General features: G+C 40.7%; 12 protein-coding genes. 4 read left to right on the forward strand and 8 right to left on the reverse strand.

Features of this window, described 5'->3' with window-relative positions; translation table 11 throughout:
* Positions 1 to 223 precede the first annotated feature (223 nt).
* Positions 224 to 2,128, forward strand: a complete 1,905-nt coding sequence (locus VUI23_RS16720) for a propionyl-CoA synthetase (RefSeq protein WP_342805065.1) — start codon at positions 224 to 226, stop codon at positions 2,126 to 2,128.
* A 223-nt stretch (positions 2,129 to 2,351) separates the two neighbouring features.
* Here VUI23_RS16720 and VUI23_RS16725 read toward each other — a convergent pair whose 3' ends face one another.
* The 3 genes from VUI23_RS16725 to VUI23_RS16735 form a co-directional block, all read right to left on the reverse strand.
* Positions 2,352 to 4,208 carry an EAL domain-containing protein gene (locus VUI23_RS16725; RefSeq protein WP_342805066.1) on the reverse strand — a complete coding sequence of 619 codons (1,857 nt, stop codon included), beginning with the start codon at positions 4,206 to 4,208 and terminating at the stop codon, positions 2,352 to 2,354.
* 530 nt (positions 4,209 to 4,738) lie between these two features.
* Positions 4,739 to 5,608: a tetratricopeptide repeat protein gene (locus VUI23_RS16730; protein ID WP_216049591.1), complete on the reverse strand. Its 870-nt coding sequence runs from the start codon at positions 5,606 to 5,608 to the stop codon at positions 4,739 to 4,741.
* A 199-nt stretch (positions 5,609 to 5,807) separates the two neighbouring features.
* Entirely contained in the window at positions 5,808 to 8,486 is a 2,679-nt protein-coding gene (locus VUI23_RS16735; RefSeq protein WP_303499365.1) for a bifunctional acetate--CoA ligase family protein/GNAT family N-acetyltransferase, read from the reverse strand.
* Positions 8,487 to 8,555: 69 nt separating this feature from the next.
* Between VUI23_RS16735 and VUI23_RS16740 the strand changes: the two genes are divergently transcribed.
* Positions 8,556 to 9,485, forward strand: coding sequence for a histone deacetylase family protein (locus VUI23_RS16740; RefSeq protein WP_342805067.1), 930 nt, complete (start codon positions 8,556 to 8,558; stop codon positions 9,483 to 9,485).
* Positions 9,486 to 9,572: 87 nt separating this feature from the next.
* Here VUI23_RS16740 and VUI23_RS16745 read toward each other — a convergent pair whose 3' ends face one another.
* From VUI23_RS16745 to VUI23_RS16755, 3 genes are all read right to left on the reverse strand, one after another.
* Positions 9,573 to 10,520 (reverse strand): PfkB family carbohydrate kinase, encoded by a 948-nt coding sequence (locus VUI23_RS16745; RefSeq protein WP_342805068.1) that lies wholly within the window; start codon positions 10,518 to 10,520, stop codon positions 9,573 to 9,575.
* A gap of 85 nt (positions 10,521 to 10,605) precedes the next feature.
* Positions 10,606 to 12,120, reverse strand: coding sequence for a mannitol dehydrogenase family protein (locus VUI23_RS16750; RefSeq protein ID WP_342805069.1), 1,515 nt, complete (start codon positions 12,118 to 12,120; stop codon positions 10,606 to 10,608).
* A 13-nt stretch (positions 12,121 to 12,133) separates the two neighbouring features.
* Complete coding sequence (locus tag VUI23_RS16755; protein WP_342805070.1) at positions 12,134 to 13,855, reverse strand: hypothetical protein; 1,722 nt, start codon at positions 13,853 to 13,855, stop codon at positions 12,134 to 12,136.
* Positions 13,856 to 14,528: 673 nt separating this feature from the next.
* Here VUI23_RS16755 and VUI23_RS16760 point away from each other — a divergent pair.
* Positions 14,529 to 15,533, forward strand: coding sequence for a YHYH protein (locus VUI23_RS16760; protein WP_342805071.1), 1,005 nt, complete (start codon positions 14,529 to 14,531; stop codon positions 15,531 to 15,533).
* A 37-nt stretch (positions 15,534 to 15,570) separates the two neighbouring features.
* The gene (locus VUI23_RS16765) at positions 15,571 to 16,113 is read left to right on the forward strand and encodes a hypothetical protein (RefSeq protein WP_303499359.1); all 543 of its coding nucleotides are present in this window, start codon (positions 15,571 to 15,573) and stop codon (positions 16,111 to 16,113) included.
* Positions 16,114 to 16,197: 84 nt separating this feature from the next.
* Here VUI23_RS16765 and VUI23_RS16770 read toward each other — a convergent pair whose 3' ends face one another.
* Positions 16,198 to 18,585, reverse strand: coding sequence for an MMPL family transporter (locus tag VUI23_RS16770; protein ID WP_342805072.1), 2,388 nt, complete (start codon positions 18,583 to 18,585; stop codon positions 16,198 to 16,200).
* A complete protein-coding gene (locus tag VUI23_RS16775) occupies positions 18,575 to 19,483 on the reverse strand; it encodes a VacJ family lipoprotein (RefSeq protein WP_216049584.1) in 909 nt (302 codons plus the stop codon). The genes VUI23_RS16770 and VUI23_RS16775 overlap by 11 nt, the downstream gene beginning before the upstream one ends.
* Positions 19,484 to 19,526 lie beyond the last annotated feature (43 nt).

The following is a 19,526-nucleotide window of genomic DNA, read 5'->3' on the forward strand; positions in this document are numbered from 1 at the left end:
AATCTAAGGGCGGGCGTACTTTCAGCTCGAATCCCCCTCGGTTAGCCTAATAATCAAAACGTCGCAGTAAAATTACGACTTATATACGCCCAAGGTCTTATCTACTTTATTTCCCTGCCCTTGTATGATCTAACAACTGAAAACTTTCAAGATGACTTACAAATCAAATTTCAAGAGAAGTAGAAAAGAAGATACGAGTTAACTTACAAATGCGAGAAACAAAATGTCTTATAAAAGTGAATACGACCTATCTATTACTCAACCAGAAAAATTCTGGATGGAAAAAGCATCGAAGTTACCTTGGTACAACCAGCCCCAAAACATATTGAGTAAGGATAACAACGGGGTTCATCGCTGGTTTGAAGATGGCGTAATGAATACCTGTTATATGGCAGTGGATTACCACGTAGAGCAAGGGCTAGGCGAGCAAATTGCGATCTTCTACGATTCCCCCGTCACAAATTCAAAAAGCAGTTACACCTATCGTCAACTTAGAGACGAAGTTGCGCTATTTGCAGGGGTTTTAGCCGAACAAGGCGTAGGAAAAGGCGATCGTGTGGTTATATATATGCCAATGGTTGCTGAGGCCGTTATTGCAATGTTAGCAGTGGCTCGCTTAGGAGCAATTCATTCAGTCGTGTTTGGTGGTTTTGCCCCTCACGAGTTAGCAATGCGGATTGACGATGCTGAGCCTAAAGTGTTGGTAACGGCTTCGTGCGGAATCGAAGTATCAAAAATTATCGAATATAAACCTTATGTTGACGAAGCTATTCGACAAGCGAAACATAAAGTTGAGCACTGTATCGTGCTACAACGAGAACAGTCAAAAGCAGAACTGATAGCGGGTCGTGACCTAGATTGGCACACTGCCATCTCAGCAGCGACACCAGCCTCATGTGTGCCGGTGAAAGGCACAGATCCATTGTATATTCTGTACACTTCCGGTACCACCGGCAAACCCAAAGGCGTAGTTCGAGATAATGGCGGACATGCTGTGGCTTTGCATTACTCAATGGATGCGGTTTATAACATGAAGCAAGGCGAGGTTTTTTGGGCTGCATCTGATGTAGGTTGGGTAGTAGGTCATTCGTATATTGTCTATGGACCGCTTTTAAAAGGTTGCACGACTATTGTCTACGAAGGCAAACCAATCAGAACACCAGATGCCAGCGCTTTTTGGCGCGTCGCACAAGAATATAATGTGAAAACCTTATTTGCCGCACCAACGGCGTTTCGAGCTATTCGTAAAGAAGATCCAGAAGCAACATTATTAGCCGATTTTCCGTTGCAAAATCTTCAAACTATTTTTATGGCCGGAGAAAGACTCGATCCCCCGACTTATCAATGGACTTGCGAAAAAACCGGTAAGCCAGTTATTGACCATTGGTGGCAAACAGAAACGGGCTGGGCGATTTGTGCAAACATGCTGGGAATTGAAAGCAAGCCAGCAAAACCCGGCTCTGCAACCTTACCAGTACCAGGTTTCGACGTGCAGATTTTAGATGATGAGGGCAATCAAATGCCTCCTTGCAAACAAGGTTCAATCGCTATTAAATTGCCAATGCCACCAGGTTGTTTACCAACGATATGGGGCAATCAGGATCGCTTCGTCGCCGGTTACCTTACGCAAAATCCAGGATATTATTGCTCTGGTGATGGTGGATACAAAGATGAAGATGGGTACGTTTTCATCATGGGTCGAACAGATGATGTCATCAATGTTGCTGGTCACCGACTTTCTACCGGAGAAATGGAGGAAATTTTAGCCGCCCACCCGGCAGTTGCCGAGTGCAGTGTGATTGGTGTTCACGATAGTTTAAAAGGTCAAGTGCCTATCGGTATGGTGCTTCTCAAAGACGGTGTCGATATCGATGAAGCTAAGCTGCAAGCAGAGTTGATTGCAAATGTTAGACATGAGATAGGGCCTATAGCCTGTTTCAGCCGTGCTATTGTTGTACAACGCTTACCTAAAACACGTTCAGGTAAAATTCTGCGTAAATTATTACGCCAGATATCTGCAGGGGAATCTTATAACATCCCTTCTACTATTGATGATCCAGAAAGTGTCACAGAAATCGCTTCGATTATGGACAAACAAGGCTTAATTACTATTGAACAGGCGTCTTAGTACAAAAAAATCTCAAACTTCACTGCGGACAAACCACAAAATGTGAAAATCCGCAGTACGTTATATTTTTGGTGTAATTCCCAACGCACCCTTGCTCACTTACTAGTGGGCTTTTTTATGTCCAAAATAACGTTGAGGAAACAGACACAATCAATACACCTATGCTGATTAGCCAACTCTAGTCAAAGGTCATTTTAAAGTAGAAAATCCGGAATATTGTGTGTCACACTGCTTGAGCGGTGAAATTTTTAAAAATATCGAACTGATTTACCGGAACTGGCTTTTGGAAAAAGTACCCCTGACCATACTGGCATTTCAAGTTACGCAAAAATTGATAGCATTGATATGTTTCTATACCTTCAGCAATAATTTCCATATTCAATTCGTGACCCATAGCGATGATTGTTGATGCAATAGTGTTATTTGCAGGCATAAAACTTTTATCTATTTTTAATACATCAAACGGCAAGTTTTTTAAATAACTTAAACATGAGTAACCTGTGCCAAAGTCGTCCAGTAACAATTTGGCTCCTAATTCAGATAATTCATATAACGTCTGAACACTAACTTTATCTTCTGTGATTGCACTGTTTTCAGTGATTTCAATATGGATAGAATCGGCAGCTAAATTTAGCCGACTTAACGTATCAGACAGGCGCTGACTAAAACGTTTATCTTTCAATTGAAGAGTCGAAACGTTAATTGCCATGGCATGCTCAGTAGCGCCTGCGTCTTGCCAAATTTTACATTGCTGACAAGCCTGTTCCATCACCCAACTTCCGATATCAATAATTAGCCCCGCATTTTCAGCAATTGGAATAAATTCGTCTGGTCCAACAGCTCCATTTTCTGCATTAGTCCAACGCAACAGCGTCTCACTTCCTACAGTACGATTATCAGCAAGAGCCACTATAGGTTGATAAACAAGGCTTAGTTCCTCATTGTTAATAGCTTGATGAAGTTGCGCCGCCAAGGTTAATCTGCGATTTAATTTACTTCCAGATTGCATATCGTAAGATTGAAATTGGTTCTTTCCTGCATTTTTCGCCTGATACATGGCGGCATCAGCATGCTTTAAAAGTGAGTTGGTATCTTCACCATTTTGAGGGTAACAGGCAATCCCAATACTGGCGGTAATAAAAGATTCCATGTTGGCTAATTTGATTGGTTGGCGAACGGCTTCTATGATTCTGTGGGCTATATTATCAATTGTCTCAACTAATTCGAAGCAATCCGTTACGGCAACAAATTCATCACCACCAAAACGCAACACTGAATCACATTCGCGAACGGTATGCGCTATGCGTTCGGCCATTTCAACTAGCAATTTGTCGCCCACTGAGTGCCCAAGGGTATCATTAATATCTTTAAAACGATCCAAATCGATAAACATCACAGCGAATTGAGCTTTATTTCTATGTGCTTTAGCAACGGCGGCGTTAATCGTGTGTTCTAATAAGTTTCTATTGGGCAAACCAGTTAAAGAGTCGTTATAGGCTAGCTGTTTTATGCGTTCTTCGCTTTTTGCAAGGGCCTTCATTGCCTCTTCTCTTTTATTCAGAACAGCAGTTACAGCCTTTGAAATGATATGTGTAAAAAACAACACTATCATCGATGTGAACACAATTAATAAAATGGTAATTTGGGAGATGAAATCAACCGTTTTTTCAACAGGCTGTTCGAATAGAATTGAATTATTACGAAATTCATTGAGGGCGAAAACTAACTGATCTTGCACGTTTTGTGACGTAATCTCACCGTTTTCATATTGGCTTATTACCTGCAAGGTTTGGTTGGCAATCTCCAAATCCTTCTCACACAATGTAATGACTTCATCGGTGCCAATTAGGCCCATAAAAAATCGTTCGGAAGCTCCAACCATTTCAAGGCATTCAAAAGGTTGTTGACGAATACGCACAATCACAGAGCGAATCTCAGTCATATCAGCCGTGCTACCTGCAGACGCTAAGCGTTTTGGAACTGAAATTAACCCATTCAATTCAAGTGTGTGTTTAAAATGACGAATGTTCAGTTGATGGAAGTGGCTACTTTTGTCGAGCTTAAAGAAACTCCAAATCATAACAACTGAAAATAGAAAGATTATTACTGTGAGGAAGGCTAATGCTTTTTTAACCCTACTATTTTCTAAAACCATTTTTTATTGTGCTCTGTAATCTACATCCATAACTGGAGCCACTTGGAATCTGTTCGTATTTCGAAAGTTCCAATCGTTACCTCAACTTATTTATAGCACATTTCAGTAAAATATGAGGTTAATTATTGATTCAAAAACCAACAACACCTAAAACTATTCTTACAAAATCGGAATAATGCTAGCAACAGAAATTATGCGGATTGAAACTTGTTGGAGTTTATTGATGCTTATAACTATTTTCAGCAAAGTTTTTAAGATGCTTTGGGCCTTTTTGTCGAGTTAGTCACTTCATATATTTGGGTGTTTAATTAAGTTTAGCGGAGTAAAAGCAGGTGGGAGCGATAATGTCATCAAATCCACAAAAGTGAGATGACATTATCAACAAAGATTGCTTTTTTACAATCATAGCCTCGATTTGACTAGTAACTCAAATGAAATTCTTAATTTATACTATTTTATTCAATTCTGAATTTGCTGGATATAATCATTCCTACGGCTCTTTGGACTTCAGTATGCATTCGTTGTGCATCTTCTCCACCAAGGGTGCCGCAAGACATCATTTTTTCACAAGTTTGTCCAGATATACGGCTTCCGGTCCCGACTTTGGGTGCTGGAGTGTTACGCAGAATTTGCAGTTGATCGATAAAGAATTCCTGTAAGTCTTGAGGGTTAACAACAATACGCTCTATGCTATTGTCGTTACCTGGAGGAAGCGGTTGATTTAATTCGATGAGACGTTCTCTAGCGGCTTCTATTTTATAAGCGGCCTTATTGTAAAGAGCAATAGATTTATCTTGTTGATCTGCACCAAATAGTTGGCTGTCATACATCTTGCCCAATAAATAACTCGCTTTAGACATATTATGTTCAGATGCTAATTCTAGCCATTCTCTTGCTTCATCGTAATCTTTTTCCTCTATCTCACCTTCTAGATAAACGACACCGAGGACATAAGCTGCGTCATACACTTTATTTTTAGCGGCCTTTTTCAGGTAACTTATTCCCTTGCTAGGGTCGTCGTCCGTAGCACCTGAGATATACATCAATCCCGCTTTATACTGTGCGGTAGCCTGATTCCATTTAGCTGCCTTCTTGTACATCCGAAGCGCTCGCGAATTATCCTTATCCGTACCGTATCCGGTGACATAAAAATTACCTAATGTCTCCATTGCGCTAGGGTGACCTTTTTTTGAATACTTTTTAAATTCCTTGAAGGTTTTCACACAGTGATCTTCGCTACATTCACTAAAATCAAAGGCAATAGACAGTGGTGTGACGGTTACAGTTACCACAATCAATAAAATTTTTCTGAGCTGAACAAACATAGTTGAAACTCTCCGTGTCATAGGTTGGTTAATATTTAAAACAATAAATTATGCAACGAGTTTTTGTTAAAAAATAAATAACTTATTGATTACGTTGCTTTTACACAATATCCACTATGGACTGTTACAAAATAATTGTCACCTTTTAATTTGTTTTCAGCTTATTGCAGATAAAACAATAAACTCGCGCATTGTGAGTTTACTGCTGTAGATATTTAACCACATTGAAAATACTGCGATCTTCTGGATCACGCTTGATTTCAAATCCTAAACTTTCGCAAAAACCTAACATTCCTGTGTTTTCAGCCAAAACCATGCCCTCCATTCGCTCTAACCCCTTTGCCTTGGCACTTTCTATAAGTGCATTCATTAAGCGCACAGCGATGCCTTTACGATGCCAATCATCGGCCACCACGACAGCAAATTCACAACTTACTTTATCAATATTGGTGATGTAGCGAGCAACGCCTATTTCACGTTCCATTTTGCCGCTGCTGATTACTGCCAGTAATGCCATTTCTAAGTCGTAATCGATCTGTGTAAAGCGCACCAACATACTTTGCGGCAGCTCTTTAATGCTTTGCATAAAACGAAAATACTTTGCAGTGGGTGACAAAGTACTCACAAATTGACGTTCTAAATTAGCATCTTCGGGTCTAATTGGGCGGATTTCCAATAACACACCAGAGCTAAGCTCTTCTGTTTTTGCCAACTCCATTGGGTACGGATGAATTGCCATATGGTCATAACGTCCGGTTTGCGAATGCGCTTCAATGAAAATTTTAGCATCTAAAGCAATAGCATCGTATTCATCAACCACCAACGGATTAATTTGCAATTCTTTAATCCAAGGCAACTCACAGGCCATTTCAGATAAACGTAACAAGACATGCTCAATGGCCCCCATATTACATCCCGGAAGTTGCCTAAATGCCCCTAACATTTTGGCAATACGTGTATTGTTCATTAACTCACGGGCTAGGGTTTTATTCAGTGGTGGGATTGCCACCTCTCGGTCGCCCATAATTTCTGTTGCGATGCCACCAGCAGCAAAAGTAATTATTGGACCAAAAACAGTATCATTAGATATGCCAACCAACACTTCCCTGCTGCGTTTTTTAATGTACATGGCTTCAACTGTTACACCACTTATTTCCGCTTCGGGGAAGTATTTGGAAACCGAATCTATAATATCGTGATAAGCATTTTTAACCGCCTCGTCGTTTGAAATACCCAATCTCACGCCACCCACATCAGACTTATGGGAAATGGTTTTACTGTAAACCTTCATCACAACGGGATAACCGATGGTTTTAGCAATCTGGATTGCTTCGTTTATATCATGGGCCAAACTAGCATGCGTTGTAGAAATATTGTACGAATCAAGGACTGCCATTGACTCTAAATCAGTCAAGACCGTGCGCCCTTCACTCAACGCATGCTCAATGACTGACTTAGCCGCTTCAGTATTGACCTTTTCTTCCTTTTGCAAAGGATCGGGTGCTTGCAATAAAAGACGTTGGTTACGAGTAAAATTGCGCAAATAGGAAAATGCTTCAATGGCAGCTTCTGGTGTGGTGAAGGTTGGAACTTGATTATCTTCTAAATAGGTTCTTCCTTCAGCCACCATTTCCCCGCCCATAAAACAGCAAATAATAACTTTTGATGATTTTTTGGAGGCTTCTACAATTTCTTTGGCCACTTGCAATGGTTGCGTCATTGATTGCGGAGACAAAATAATCACTATGCCATGCATAGTTTTATCCTTTAAACATAAGGAAAGAACTTGCTGATAACGCTCCGGCGTTGCATCACCAATAATATCGATAGGATTGTCTTTAGACCAATTGGCTGGCAGCACTTGGTTCAATTGTTTTTCTGTATCTTCACTTAACGAAATTAAATTTAAATTTAAATCAGTTGCACGGTCAGCAGCAATAGCCCCTGGACCTCCGCCGTTGGTGATAATTGCTAAGTTTTCACCTTCTAAACGTTTGTTGGTAGACAACACTGTCGCACCAACAAAGAGATCAAAAACCCGATACCCTCTCACCGCGCCTGCTTGGCGTAACACTGCGTTAAATACGTCATCCTCTCCAGAGGTTACTCCAGTATGCATTTGCGCAGCCATGGTACCTTTATTATGTCGCCCTACTTTCAACACTAAAACCGGCTTCACCCGAGACGCACGTTTTAGCTCACTTATAAAGGAGCGGGCATGATTGATGCCTTCAATATACAAAAGAATGCTTTTAGTTCGTGAATCGTAGGTTAGGTAATCGAGTAATTCCCCAAATTGCACGTCAGCAGCACAACCAATAGATACCACCGCAGAAAACCCCAACTTACGGGATTTAGCCCAGTCAAGAATCGATGTACACAATGCACCAGATTGGGACACCAGTGCCAAACTACCTTGATTAATTTCGCCACTGTGAAAAGTTGCATTAAGACCCGTTACCGGACGAGCCACGCCAAGACAATTAGGTCCAATAAGACGAATTTTGTATCGCTTAGCCGTTTGTTGTACTGCATCTTCAAGCTTTTTGCCTTCTTCATTGGCTTCTCCAAACCCAGCAGATAAGATGATCGCGGCTTTCACACCTGATTTTCCACACTCTTCCATCAATTGATTGGTAATCGAAGCGGGCGCGGCAATAATAGCCAATTCAACGGGTTTGTAGATTTCTGAAATGCTGTTGAAGCATCGTCGACCGAGGACTTCGGCATGACGAGGATTAATAAAATAAATAGGTCCTTTGAACTCACCTGAGGTTAAATTGAGAGACACCGTCTTTCCGATCGATGATTCGCGCTCACTTGCGCCGAACAAGGCGATTGAACTGGGGGAAAAAAATGAATGTAAATAATGTTTCATTTAAAATCTCTTAGATGTTAGCGCTTTTGTTTTGCTATCATTATCCCATACAACTTATAGGGTTATTTTATGTCTTCTACGGCTTTTATTACACATCCTAATTGTTTACTCCATGAAATGGGAGATGAACATCCTGAAAGCCCAGCTCGTTTGCATGCAATCCAAGATGGCTTAATTCAATTTGGATTGGCTGACTTCATACTCAATATCCCTTCACAAAAAGTATCTAAAGATCTGTTAAAGCAAACTCACACTCCGCGCCATGTTGAACAGATTGAACAATTTTCACCGCCAAAAGGCCAGTACTTTCCGGTAGATGATGAAACGAAAATGAATCATGCATCTTTCGAGGCTGCTTTATTTTCTGCTGGTGCAGGTATAGTTGCTATTGATGGTTTATTCAATCAAAAATTTAAAAATGCTTTTTGTGCCGTAAGACCACCAGGTCATCATGCCGAAAAAGATCAAGCCATGGGATTTTGTCTTTTCAACAATATTGCGGTTGCGGCGACCTACGCCAAAGAGCAATATAATCTTACACGCATTGCAATTTTAGACTTTGATGTACATCATGGAAATGGCACTGAAGACATTCTGAAAAATGACCCTGCAATACTATTTTTATCTTCATACCAGTATCCGTTTTATCCTTACACCATACCTGAAAAAGCCGCTGAAAATTGCTTACATTACCCATTACCAGCCGGCACCAATTCTCAAACATTTCGACAATGTTACGCTGAACGGGTGTTGCCTGAACTACAAAAATTTGCACCTGAACTAATTCTTATCTCCGCTGGTTTTGATGGTCATCATACCGACCCACTTGCAGATTGGGATTTGTTAGACTCGGATTATTCTTGGTTAACTCAGCAAATCATGGACATCGCAGATACCTGTTGCGACGGAAAAATAGTTTCATTTTTAGAAGGTGGGTACAGTTTATCGGCACTTAGAACAGGTGCTATTGCACATATTAAAACGTTAATGAAGATCTGAGGTTTACAATGCTGCAAGAGCGTTGATATTGGCAGCCAGCACAATCATCTTGTGTGGCTACCACTGGTGGGGAGAAATTTGCAGAATTTATTTTTTTAGAGAGCTTATGAGGGTTTCTACTTGTTCAAAAGTAGGAGGATTACAACCTATGCTTTCAACATTTAGACCGGCAGCCACAGCACCAAACCTTAGACCATCCATCAAAGTTTCTTCAGGGGCAGAGGTGCAAAGCGCATCATTTTTTAACAGGCGCGCAAGCATGGCAGAGAAAAACGTGTCACCAGCCCCTACCGTATCACCAAACACAGCCGGCTTATGGACTGCTTGAAATAAATTGTATTGATCGGTTATTAGGTGCGATCCGCCCTCTCCCAAAGTTAAAACTACCATGCCATTTTCCATTCTATCGAGCATAGATTTAGCATGAAATTCTGGTTTACCGTAAAGGCCTTTTAGCTCTAGATCTTCATCGCTCACCTTGACAATATCGGCGAACTCTACGAATCGCCATATCGACGCTACGTATTGGTGATGATTTTCTTCAACGCCTTTCCGGACGTTAACATCGATACTAATTTTCACGCCACGTGACTTCAAAGTGGTAATAACTGGAATCAACACTTCGAGCATTTCAGGCACGATTGCTAGAGAGCCGGTGTGAAAAAGGTCAAGATCATCCGGCAGCATTGACAATAGTTTTTCTGAGGTAATATCTAAATCTGCAACTGACTTTCGATACAAACGGTAGTTCGGTTTTCCATCTTCAGCTTTATACACCAAAGCAAGAGACGTATTTTTGCTTGAACGATTATTTGCAGGAACATGAATTCCTTCACTAATGACTGAACTGTGGATTTTTTCACCTAAATAATCCGTCGATATGGGTGATAAATAAGTACAGTCAATTGCTTGTTTAACGAAGCTTCTAGCCACGTTGAACGGTGAACCACCGATGAAAGGTTGATAACTTCCATCTTGTTGCTGAATCATGTCAAACAACGCCTCACCAAATACGGCAACTTTAGGAATAGCCATAGTAACTCCAAAATTCTAAAAATAAGCCAAGTCGACTAAAGCTAGCCGACGTTATGCAAAAGTACAAATATTAACTCTAGTATCCCTAAGATACCGCTAACGCTGTGCTATTAATAATTGACTGCATGTGTTTTTTCACATTTGGATCGGTATAGATCGCCTTTAAGTGTTTTTTATAGACGTCCATGAAACCTTGGTTTTTGTTTAAATCTCCAAAAATTGAAGTCATTTCCAAAAACGAAGCAGGATTCACTGCATATTTAGCGGCTGCAACATGCAACTGCTGAGACATCACATCTATGATAGTGATCTCTTTGCCGTGACGATCAGTCTGTTTGTCGCTGTAATAACACCATGCAGCTAATACCAGTGCAGCGCACTGGATATCGCCTTCTTGACGCAAATTATCGTTGATAGTTGGAATTAAGAAAGTCGCCAATTTCGAAGCACTTTCAGAACAAATTCGCGTTAAATGATCTTTAATATTCGGGTTTGCAAAGCGAATTAGTAACGTTTGTTTATACTCATCTAAGTCAATTCCACTTACCGGAGGCAAAATAGGCGTGACTTCATTGTCCATAAATAATTGCAAAAACTGACGGAAAATAGGATCTTGAATACTCTCATCAATCGTCTCAAAACCATGGATTGACCCCAAAATACCAAGCACTGAATGGCCTGCATTTAACAGTCTTATTTTCATGTTTTCGTAAGGTGTCACATCGGCAACAAATTGCGCTCCAACTTTCTGCCACTGCGGTCTACCCACGCTGAACTTATCTTCAATTATCCATTGATGGAAAGGTTCGCAAGTGACTGGCCATTCATCTGATACCCCCATTTCCGATGCCAAATAATTAATATCAGCTGGGGTTGTTACCGGAGTAATGCGATCGACCATGGCATTGGGAAACGGAACTTCTTGTTCAATCCATTTGGCCAGCTCAAAATCAACTTTTCGGCTGTACGCCAGCAACATTTTACGGGCAACATCACCATTATGCTGAATATTGTCACAAGATTGCACCGTAAAAGGAGGTAGCCCCCTTTCCATACGCAGTTTCAATGCAGCAGTCAAAAAACCAAAAACTAAACGAGGAGCAAATGGATTCGCTAAATCATGAATTACATCAGGATTGTCAAAATCAAACTCATTGGTCGCTGGATTAAAATTGTAACCACCTTCAGTAATCGTTAGCGAAACTATTTTGGTATCGGCATCCGCCATTTTCTGGATGACCGAATTAGGCTCATCACATCCCATCAAGAAATCGGTCATGCAACCAATCACTTGATTTTCTATCGTGCCGTCAGGATGTTTTACAATTAGCGTGTAAAGGTAATTTTGCTGTTCAAGAATTGATTTCATTTTGCGATCAGCATCTCTTAATCCGACCCCGCAAATCCCCCAATTAAGGTCGCCCGTTTGATTCATGTAAGCGTCGGTATAATAAGCTTCATGAGAACGGTGAAAACCACCAACACCTACATGCACAATTCCAGCTTTGACTTTTTTACGGTCGTAATTGGGCACCGAAATACCGCTAGGTAGATGGTGAAGGTTATCTTCATTTAGACGAACATTGGATTGAGTATTCATTAACCTTCCCCTTCTACGCTTGCGTAGTTAATTGTTTTTTACGCTGCATATTCCAATATGCAGTAATGAAATAAGTAATAGTGCAGACGAAACCAACAGTTTGAAACAGATCGCGATTGGCTTCATATGCGGGTATACCCGAACTGAAAAACATGGTTTTAATTGCAAATATAGTCGTGATTATTAGGCTACTAATGGACACCACCTGAAGAACTTTCGAAAACAATGAAGTATCAATGCGCACGTCTGGCTCCAGACTAGCCTGTTGCTCTTGGAATTCTTCTACACGTTGTTCAAACACTTCCATTTGCTGTTTCTCGTGTGGATATTCTTCCGATGCGCCGTGGTATTTTGCCAACACTATGTAACACACAGTTGTGAAAAACCAAGTTGGGATAAATAGGTAATAAAAAGACAACACATCAAGCGCATTTAACCCAAACCCAAATGTCAGTCCAAGACCCCATGACGCAACGGCGGGCACACTGTGAGTAAGGTTTTTGAAGGTAACCCAGTAACGCGTGAAACCTATACGTGGAAAGACAAAGTGTTCCGTGAATACGATTGCGCCAACGGGCACAACTAACAGTCCGGCGTAGGTTAATAGCGGCAGCATTTTGTTAAATACAAAGGGGAAACAGGCGATGATGACGGCAACAATTCCTACAATCAAGGTCGTTTTGTTTCTAGATTGGTTTTTAAAAATAGCTTGCGCAGCAAGACCTGAGCGGTACAGGTTGGCATTTGCAGTAGTCCAACCTGCCACAATGACGATCACTAAGCCCGATAGGCCTAATGCTTGAAAAGCAACGTCACCTGGATCTAATTCAATAATGGATTTTTTCACAATGATAGCGGTGCCTGCCCCCATTATTCCTGCAGAAATCCAAGCAATATAGTGTCCAAATAACATGCCTGCTGAGGTACACAAACCATATGCACGTCTTTTCGCATAACGTAAAAGTGCCATATCAATCAAACCCACGTGGGTAATAGTGTTGGCCGCCCAAGAAAAACCAATCACTTCCAACAGTCCAATACCAGGTTCGCCATTCGCGTTCACACCTGTCCACACCGATAAGCTACCAATTTCCATAAAATCAGCCCAGCCGCTCAAGCTGGTATCACCTAGTACATGTTGAGACAGTGCAGGTAATAGAACTAGCGGGCCACACACAAACATGACAAATAACCAAGGAGCACAAATACGCGAGAAATTAGAGACCGCTGTAAAACCATACATGGCGACTAAAACAACGATGGTTCCAACCGCTAGTACTACACACACAAACCATAAATTAGTGGGATACCAATTGAGTTGCGCCGGGATATTCAAGGCGAATCTCACGGCTGTCGCAGAAACCGTAATCATTGCTGCTGAGATAACCGTGAAAATGATGACATTGACCCAGTTATAAAGGGTCGTCATCGAATTGCCGGCTATTTTTTGCAAATAAGTGTACAAACTCAAGCGAGTTTCAATGGCGATTGGCGTAGTTATCAATGTCCAACTCAACACCGCGAGAACGTTACCGATCAACAAGCCAAGTAAAATATCTGACATAGTAGCGCCGAGGGCTACAAATGTGGCTCCAATGACAAATTCGGTAGCGGCAACATGCTCACCAGCATATAAGCCTAAAAAATGTGTCCATCCCTTTAACTTATGTTTAGGAATAGGTAGTTGCTCTTCACCAACAGTATTCAGATTAATTTCATATTTATCAGGTGTCATATTTATTACCTGTCGTTATATTGTAGTTGTGGGCTAGTCGGTCCCAATAAAAATAAATGAATCAAAATAATAGTTTTAGTACGGCATTACCATGCTATTGATTCGCTTTTACTGATCATTTCAGGTTTTCTAAAGAAAACCCCATTATGCGCATATGCTCATGATGTGAGCATATTCCCACAAATTATCTGTAAAGGTCAATATATTGTTAATTAAATAACCTAAAAAAAGTTGCGAATTTACTATTTTGTTAAAGGTGAAGTACTTTTCAGGTATCTCATAACACACCTAAAATTCAAATTTTTATTTATATTATTCAATTAGATACGATAATTTAAGATACATTAAAATCGATATTAGAATAGCTTTTCACTAAGCCTTAAAATGTTAATTATTTTTGACAAATTGAATGTTAATAATTTAATTCGCAGCCAGAATCTAATCCTTCGAATATCAAAAGAACAAAAGAAAGAAACACAAAATGGCGAAAATTGTGTGCGTCATCTTGCTAGCAGATATCCCATTTCATTACTTGAAATTGATGTTTTCGCGACTTCCACATTAATTTCGCTGTTTGTGCACCGCTTCTGCACATTGCTCTTTTAAGCTCTCAGTACAAGATTTATGACAATGCATGATTAACAACAATGGTTAACTTATAGGGATCTAACTGATGAGAATGTTGTATAGGTTTAAAACCTGTTCTATAAATTTACTGACGGTAGCAGCATTGTCTTGCTGGTTAACAGCATGCAATGGAGAAAGCACCGAGACAACGGAGACAGATTCAGAGCAAACGTCTTCCGATCAAGACACTACGAGTAACGACAATGGGACTGCATATTCAAGTGACTCAACCGATGGTGTGCTGTGTACTTATTATTATAACGAATACAACGACTCAGAATCAGTTTCTGCTACGAGCTATGCTGATTGGTCTTGCGATGGCACCAATCGTAACTTAACCGCCAATGGTATACCCGATCACGTTGTAGGTACCTTCCCAAATGCTGGTAATCCCAATACGATTTCAGAACAATCTGTGTCCGTCAGCTATACGTTAGCACCAACAGAGTCGACCAATGTGACTCAATTAGGCGGGCCTCGAGGTGCCGTTGGCTATGTGCTTAATGGCGTAAAAATAGACGCTGATACTGCTGGAAGTTGTAACGATTCAGGTGACGACTGCAGTCTAATCGACAATAGTGGAAATTGGAGTATCGAAGCCCTAAGTCAAAATGTGTTTGATTTTGGTACCGATGACAATAATGCTCACGTGCAACCTGATGGTACATATCACTATCACGGAATGCCAGAAGGCTTTATCACACTGCAAAATGGCAATAGCAACGCGATGACCCTCATTGGTTGGGCCGCTGATGGTTTCCCTATTTATGCCCGATACGGCTACAGTGATGCCTTGGATGCCAGCTCAGAACTAACGTCCATGACGGGAAGCTATCAATTGGTAGAGTCAGTTAGTGATAGTCGACCTTCCACTGACACTTACCCACTTGGCACTTTCTTACAAGACTGGGAATATGTTGAGGGCTCTGGTGACTTAGACGAATGTAATGGTCGCATTGGTGTTACGCCAGAATTTCCTGAAGGCATTTACCACTATTTTGCTACTGATACTTATCCATTTTTTCAACGTTGCATAAAAGGGTCATTGTAATATGTTAGCGTCAAACCGAAAGACAGCGTCTCTCATCATGAATAATTTTGCAGTTTTAACGATGGCGGCTTTGCTATTTTGCTACGGCATACTTCAACCGGTAAACGCCCACTTAATGGTTGCTCAGCACGGAACTTTAAACTTTATTGAAAATGATGTGTATATGGTGTTATCGCTACCTGTTTCTGGCATCGAAAACATCGATGAGAATAAGGATGGTGTGGTATCGATGATCGAATTTAATAATCAGCGAACCACAATCACGCAGCAAGTTAAAAAGCAAATAAGCATGAGTGACCAGCACGGCAATATAGCGGTAGAGTCGATAATACTTTCACCGGTTATTGATCATCATGCTGAAGAGCAATCTTTATCTCAGGTGCAACCCTTATCTCAAATAACAGTGATGGGTAAATTTACCCTTAAAAGTGACGCTGAAAAACTCACTTTCCACGCCAATATATTTGGCAGCTCCCCTTCCGAGCAAAATTTGGAAATCACGGCTAAAAACAAACAAAAAGCCGAAAAACACAGCTTCGTCTTGACCCCAACGGTTTCGTCGGCTCAGCTGTTTGAATAAAACTTCTTGATTAAACTAAACTCCCTCTGCTCAGTCTTACTGATGCAGAGGGGATCTTTGGGTTACACAATTTGTTATCCAAAACTAGTTTTTCACAAAACGCTTTAACAACACCGGTAACAACGTTGAATCAGTCAACAGCGCCATTAGCATCGCCAAGCCAGTTAATAACCCAAACAAGATACTAGGTACAAAATCAGAGAAGCTTAACAATGCAAAGCCAATTGTGATGATGGTCGTCGTGAATAATAGTGCGTAACCCACGCTGTTGAAGGTTTTTTTAATCGCTTCAGCGGGTTTTGAACTTTTTTGGGTTTCAAGATATCGATGAATAAAATGGATGGTATCATCTACCGCAATCCCCATAGCGATGGCCGATATGGTGATCGTCATTAAATCTAATGGAATTGCCAACAAGCCCATCACACCTAAAATAGTCATAGTGGTAAGAATGTTGGGAATGACGGCAACCAGCGCAATGCGCACCGACCGAAATATCGCAAATAAAACAAAGAATAACGCGATAAAGACTAATCCTAACGTCATAATTTGGGATTTAAACAAACGCTGTAGTATGTCTTGATACAGCACAAACAGGTTGGTTAAAACATAGTCTTGCTTATCGACACCAATTGTTTGCATATCGGCTTTGAGATTTTCTAAAAATTCAGCACGATTAAAATCAGCTGTGCTGTCTTTAATCCGAGTACTGATTCTAAGTTGATTGGTTTTAGGGTCGAAATACGCACCTAACAATTTATCTTTAAGCGACTTATCCACCAAAGTATAAATGGCTGTTAATTCGTACTCGGTTAACGGCTTTTGATCATTTATTCGCATCGCCAATTCGGTAAAATTGAATACCGAAGTCACATTGCCCATGGCATCATAACTTTGCAACACGGCTTGGATTTTTTGTAATGTTTGGACAGACTCCGCAGTTAACACTAGTTGTTTGTCTTGTTGTTCATTGGGAATCGTATACACCACATCCATTGGCGTAGAGCCCCCGAACTCTTGGTCTATAAACGTTAACTCCTGGCGCACTTTTGTTGACTCTTTAAAATAGTTTAAAAAACTATTTTCCACATCCAAACGCATAATCCCAATGACGGATATCCCCACCAGCACTAGGCTCAAGACGCCAATGGTTTTTGCATAATTTAAGCTAAGCGCAGTGAAGCCGTTGATAATTTTTTGAGTAACTCGATTTTCACCGCTTTCGTCTTTATGAGATAAAACCGATAGAAATGCAGGAAACAGCAACAAGCTCACCAGAATAGAGATAATCATAGCGACTATCATCATCCAACCGAAACTAACCACAGGTTGAATCCCGCTAAATAGCAAAGATCCAAATCCAACAGAGGTGGTTAACCCAGCATAAAGACAAGGCTTAAACTTGTTTTTTAAGGTTTGTTCTAATAACTCGGATTGACTGTCTTGACTATTTTTCACAGCCAGTTGTCGATACTCTACAATCAAGTGAATCATTACAGCTAAAGTCAGAATAAGCTGCAAAGCGATGAAATTTGAGGAAATAACAGTGGTCCGCAGATCTAATAAACCAAAGATTCCCACCGTTAATAGAACACTCAAACTACAAGATACGACCGGTAATACTACCCAGCGTACGCGGCGAAATAAAATAAATAGCATCACCACAATAGCTCCACCAATAGCACTGCCAAATAGCACAAGATCGCGCTTAATAATATCAATCATTTGTTGGCCTAACACGTAAGCCCCGCCTAAATAGAAACTCGCGTCTTGTTGATATTGTTCGGTAATTTCATAAATTTTGTCTATTTCTTGTTTGCGTTGCGCTTTCAGTTCTTGGTCGATCGGATCAGCTTGCGCTTTTAGTTGGTCTATTTTTTCTTGCTCATCCTTACTTAACTCCCTTTCAAGGGCATTTTTTTGAATATCTGTGATCTGATTTTGAATCTCGACTAATTGGCGATTTTTTTTGAATACGATTTGGATAGCAGTCGCGCTTTGCTTTTTATTGACGAGTAAATCAGTAAACAACGGATGGTCCTGAAAAACTTGTTGCATTTGTTGTGCTGAATAACGCTGTGATTCCCAAGTGTATGCATCTGGATCTAAATCGGCACTTAACGATGTGGCATTGCTGAGCAGCGGAACATTGAGTATGTGGGTTACCGATTTAACTCTGGGAAATGCCGAGAAAGCATCGCCAAGTTGCTGAAGTTGCTCGAAGGTTTTATCTGAAAAAACAGCGTGATTTTTCGGTTCATAAGCCACAAGTATAAATTCATCCGGCGAGAATTTTTGATTCATTACCTGAGTTTCAATATAAAGCTGATTGTCCTTTACCAATAATGTATCTGCTGAAGCATCAATTCTAAATCGCTGTGCAAAATAGGCCGAAATAATTCCCAAGATAACAAATGCGAGCAGAATCCATTTGCTGTGACGGATCAACAGTTGCGCTAAATTACTTTTCACTACTGTCCGCCCTCTGCTGTGAATCTAGATTAGTGGTTTTATTACGATTTTTTTCACTGTTCGCAGGTGAAGGGGAAAATTGTTGAGGCGCACCTTCAAATTGCTCATCCCTTTCTACGCTCTGAAGATACATATTTCTGAAAAAAGTATAAGGATCATCAGATTGCGCTCTTAATTCTTCATAAGAGGGAGCTGTAGGGACAAAGTCGTTGAAACCATCTAGTCCTTGTAAATAGCTTGATTCAGGCGAGTCAGAAATAACATGAACGGGACTCAAAATACTTTCACTAAGAGTAGAAAAGGCGTTCCTGAAATCTGACTGACCGAGGATAGGTAACACCAAATAATTGCCATAACCAACATCATACGACGCCAAAGTATCACCTATAGTCGCGGTTTCTTCCGGCATATCAAACCAAGCATCGGCTGGGTCAAACAAACCCAGCAATCCCACAGTAGAGTTAATTAAAAATCTTCCCAAATTGGTTCCCGATTTTTTACCTTCACCTTGGGCCAAATTATTTAAAAGATTGAGAGGTTCCCGTAAATTACTGAAAAAATTACCAATGCCGGTTTGCACAGGATCTGGCACTACAGCATCGTAGCCTTTGCCAACTGGGATTAGAAAATAACGATACACAACATCATTAAAAGCAAAAATAGGCCGATTGATTGACTCCAAAGGGTCCGCAAACGTAACAGGATCATAAGTGACCACTGTAGGCGTTAATACCTGCTCCCCTTGGGAGGTATTGATAGTAATCTGCTGGTTACTTGGAGGTTGTGCATCGACTTGCTCAACACGACTAGAACTGCATCCACTGACAACCAGAACACTGATTAAGCATACCAATTTGATGTATCTATTTAACGGATTTAGCATATTTGAATCCAACATAAGGTGTTCTCATCCAATTGTAGAACTACAGGTGTGTCGACAA

The organism is Alteromonas sp. M12, assembly GCF_037478005.1.
Classification (GTDB): Bacteria; Pseudomonadota; Gammaproteobacteria; order Enterobacterales; family Alteromonadaceae; genus Aliiglaciecola; species Aliiglaciecola lipolytica_A.

What these genes read in the sequence shown, in the direction of transcription:
- VUI23_RS16765 (WP_303499359.1), top strand. Translation starts at nt 15,571, where the DNA reads ATGAATAATTTTGCAGTTTTAACGATGGCGGCTTTGCTATTTTGCTAC.
- VUI23_RS16775 (WP_216049584.1), bottom strand. Translation starts at nt 19,483, where the DNA reads ATGTTGGATTCAAATATGCTAAATCCGTTAAATAGATACATCAAATTG.
- VUI23_RS16740 (WP_342805067.1), top strand. Translation starts at nt 8,556, where the DNA reads ATGTCTTCTACGGCTTTTATTACACATCCTAATTGTTTACTCCATGAA.
- VUI23_RS16730 (WP_216049591.1), bottom strand. Translation starts at nt 5,608, where the DNA reads ATGTTTGTTCAGCTCAGAAAAATTTTATTGATTGTGGTAACTGTAACC.
- VUI23_RS16720 (WP_342805065.1), top strand. Translation starts at nt 224, where the DNA reads ATGTCTTATAAAAGTGAATACGACCTATCTATTACTCAACCAGAAAAA.
- VUI23_RS16750 (WP_342805069.1), bottom strand. Translation starts at nt 12,120, where the DNA reads ATGAATACTCAATCCAATGTTCGTCTAAATGAAGATAACCTTCACCAT.
- VUI23_RS16755 (WP_342805070.1), bottom strand. Translation starts at nt 13,855, where the DNA reads ATGACACCTGATAAATATGAAATTAATCTGAATACTGTTGGTGAAGAG.
- VUI23_RS16725 (WP_342805066.1), bottom strand. Translation starts at nt 4,208, where the DNA reads ATGATTTGGAGTTTCTTTAAGCTCGACAAAAGTAGCCACTTCCATCAA.
- VUI23_RS16760 (WP_342805071.1), top strand. Translation starts at nt 14,529, where the DNA reads ATGAGAATGTTGTATAGGTTTAAAACCTGTTCTATAAATTTACTGACG.
- VUI23_RS16735 (WP_303499365.1), bottom strand. Translation starts at nt 8,486, where the DNA reads ATGAAACATTATTTACATTCATTTTTTTCCCCCAGTTCAATCGCCTTG.
- VUI23_RS16745 (WP_342805068.1), bottom strand. Translation starts at nt 10,520, where the DNA reads ATGGCTATTCCTAAAGTTGCCGTATTTGGTGAGGCGTTGTTTGACATG.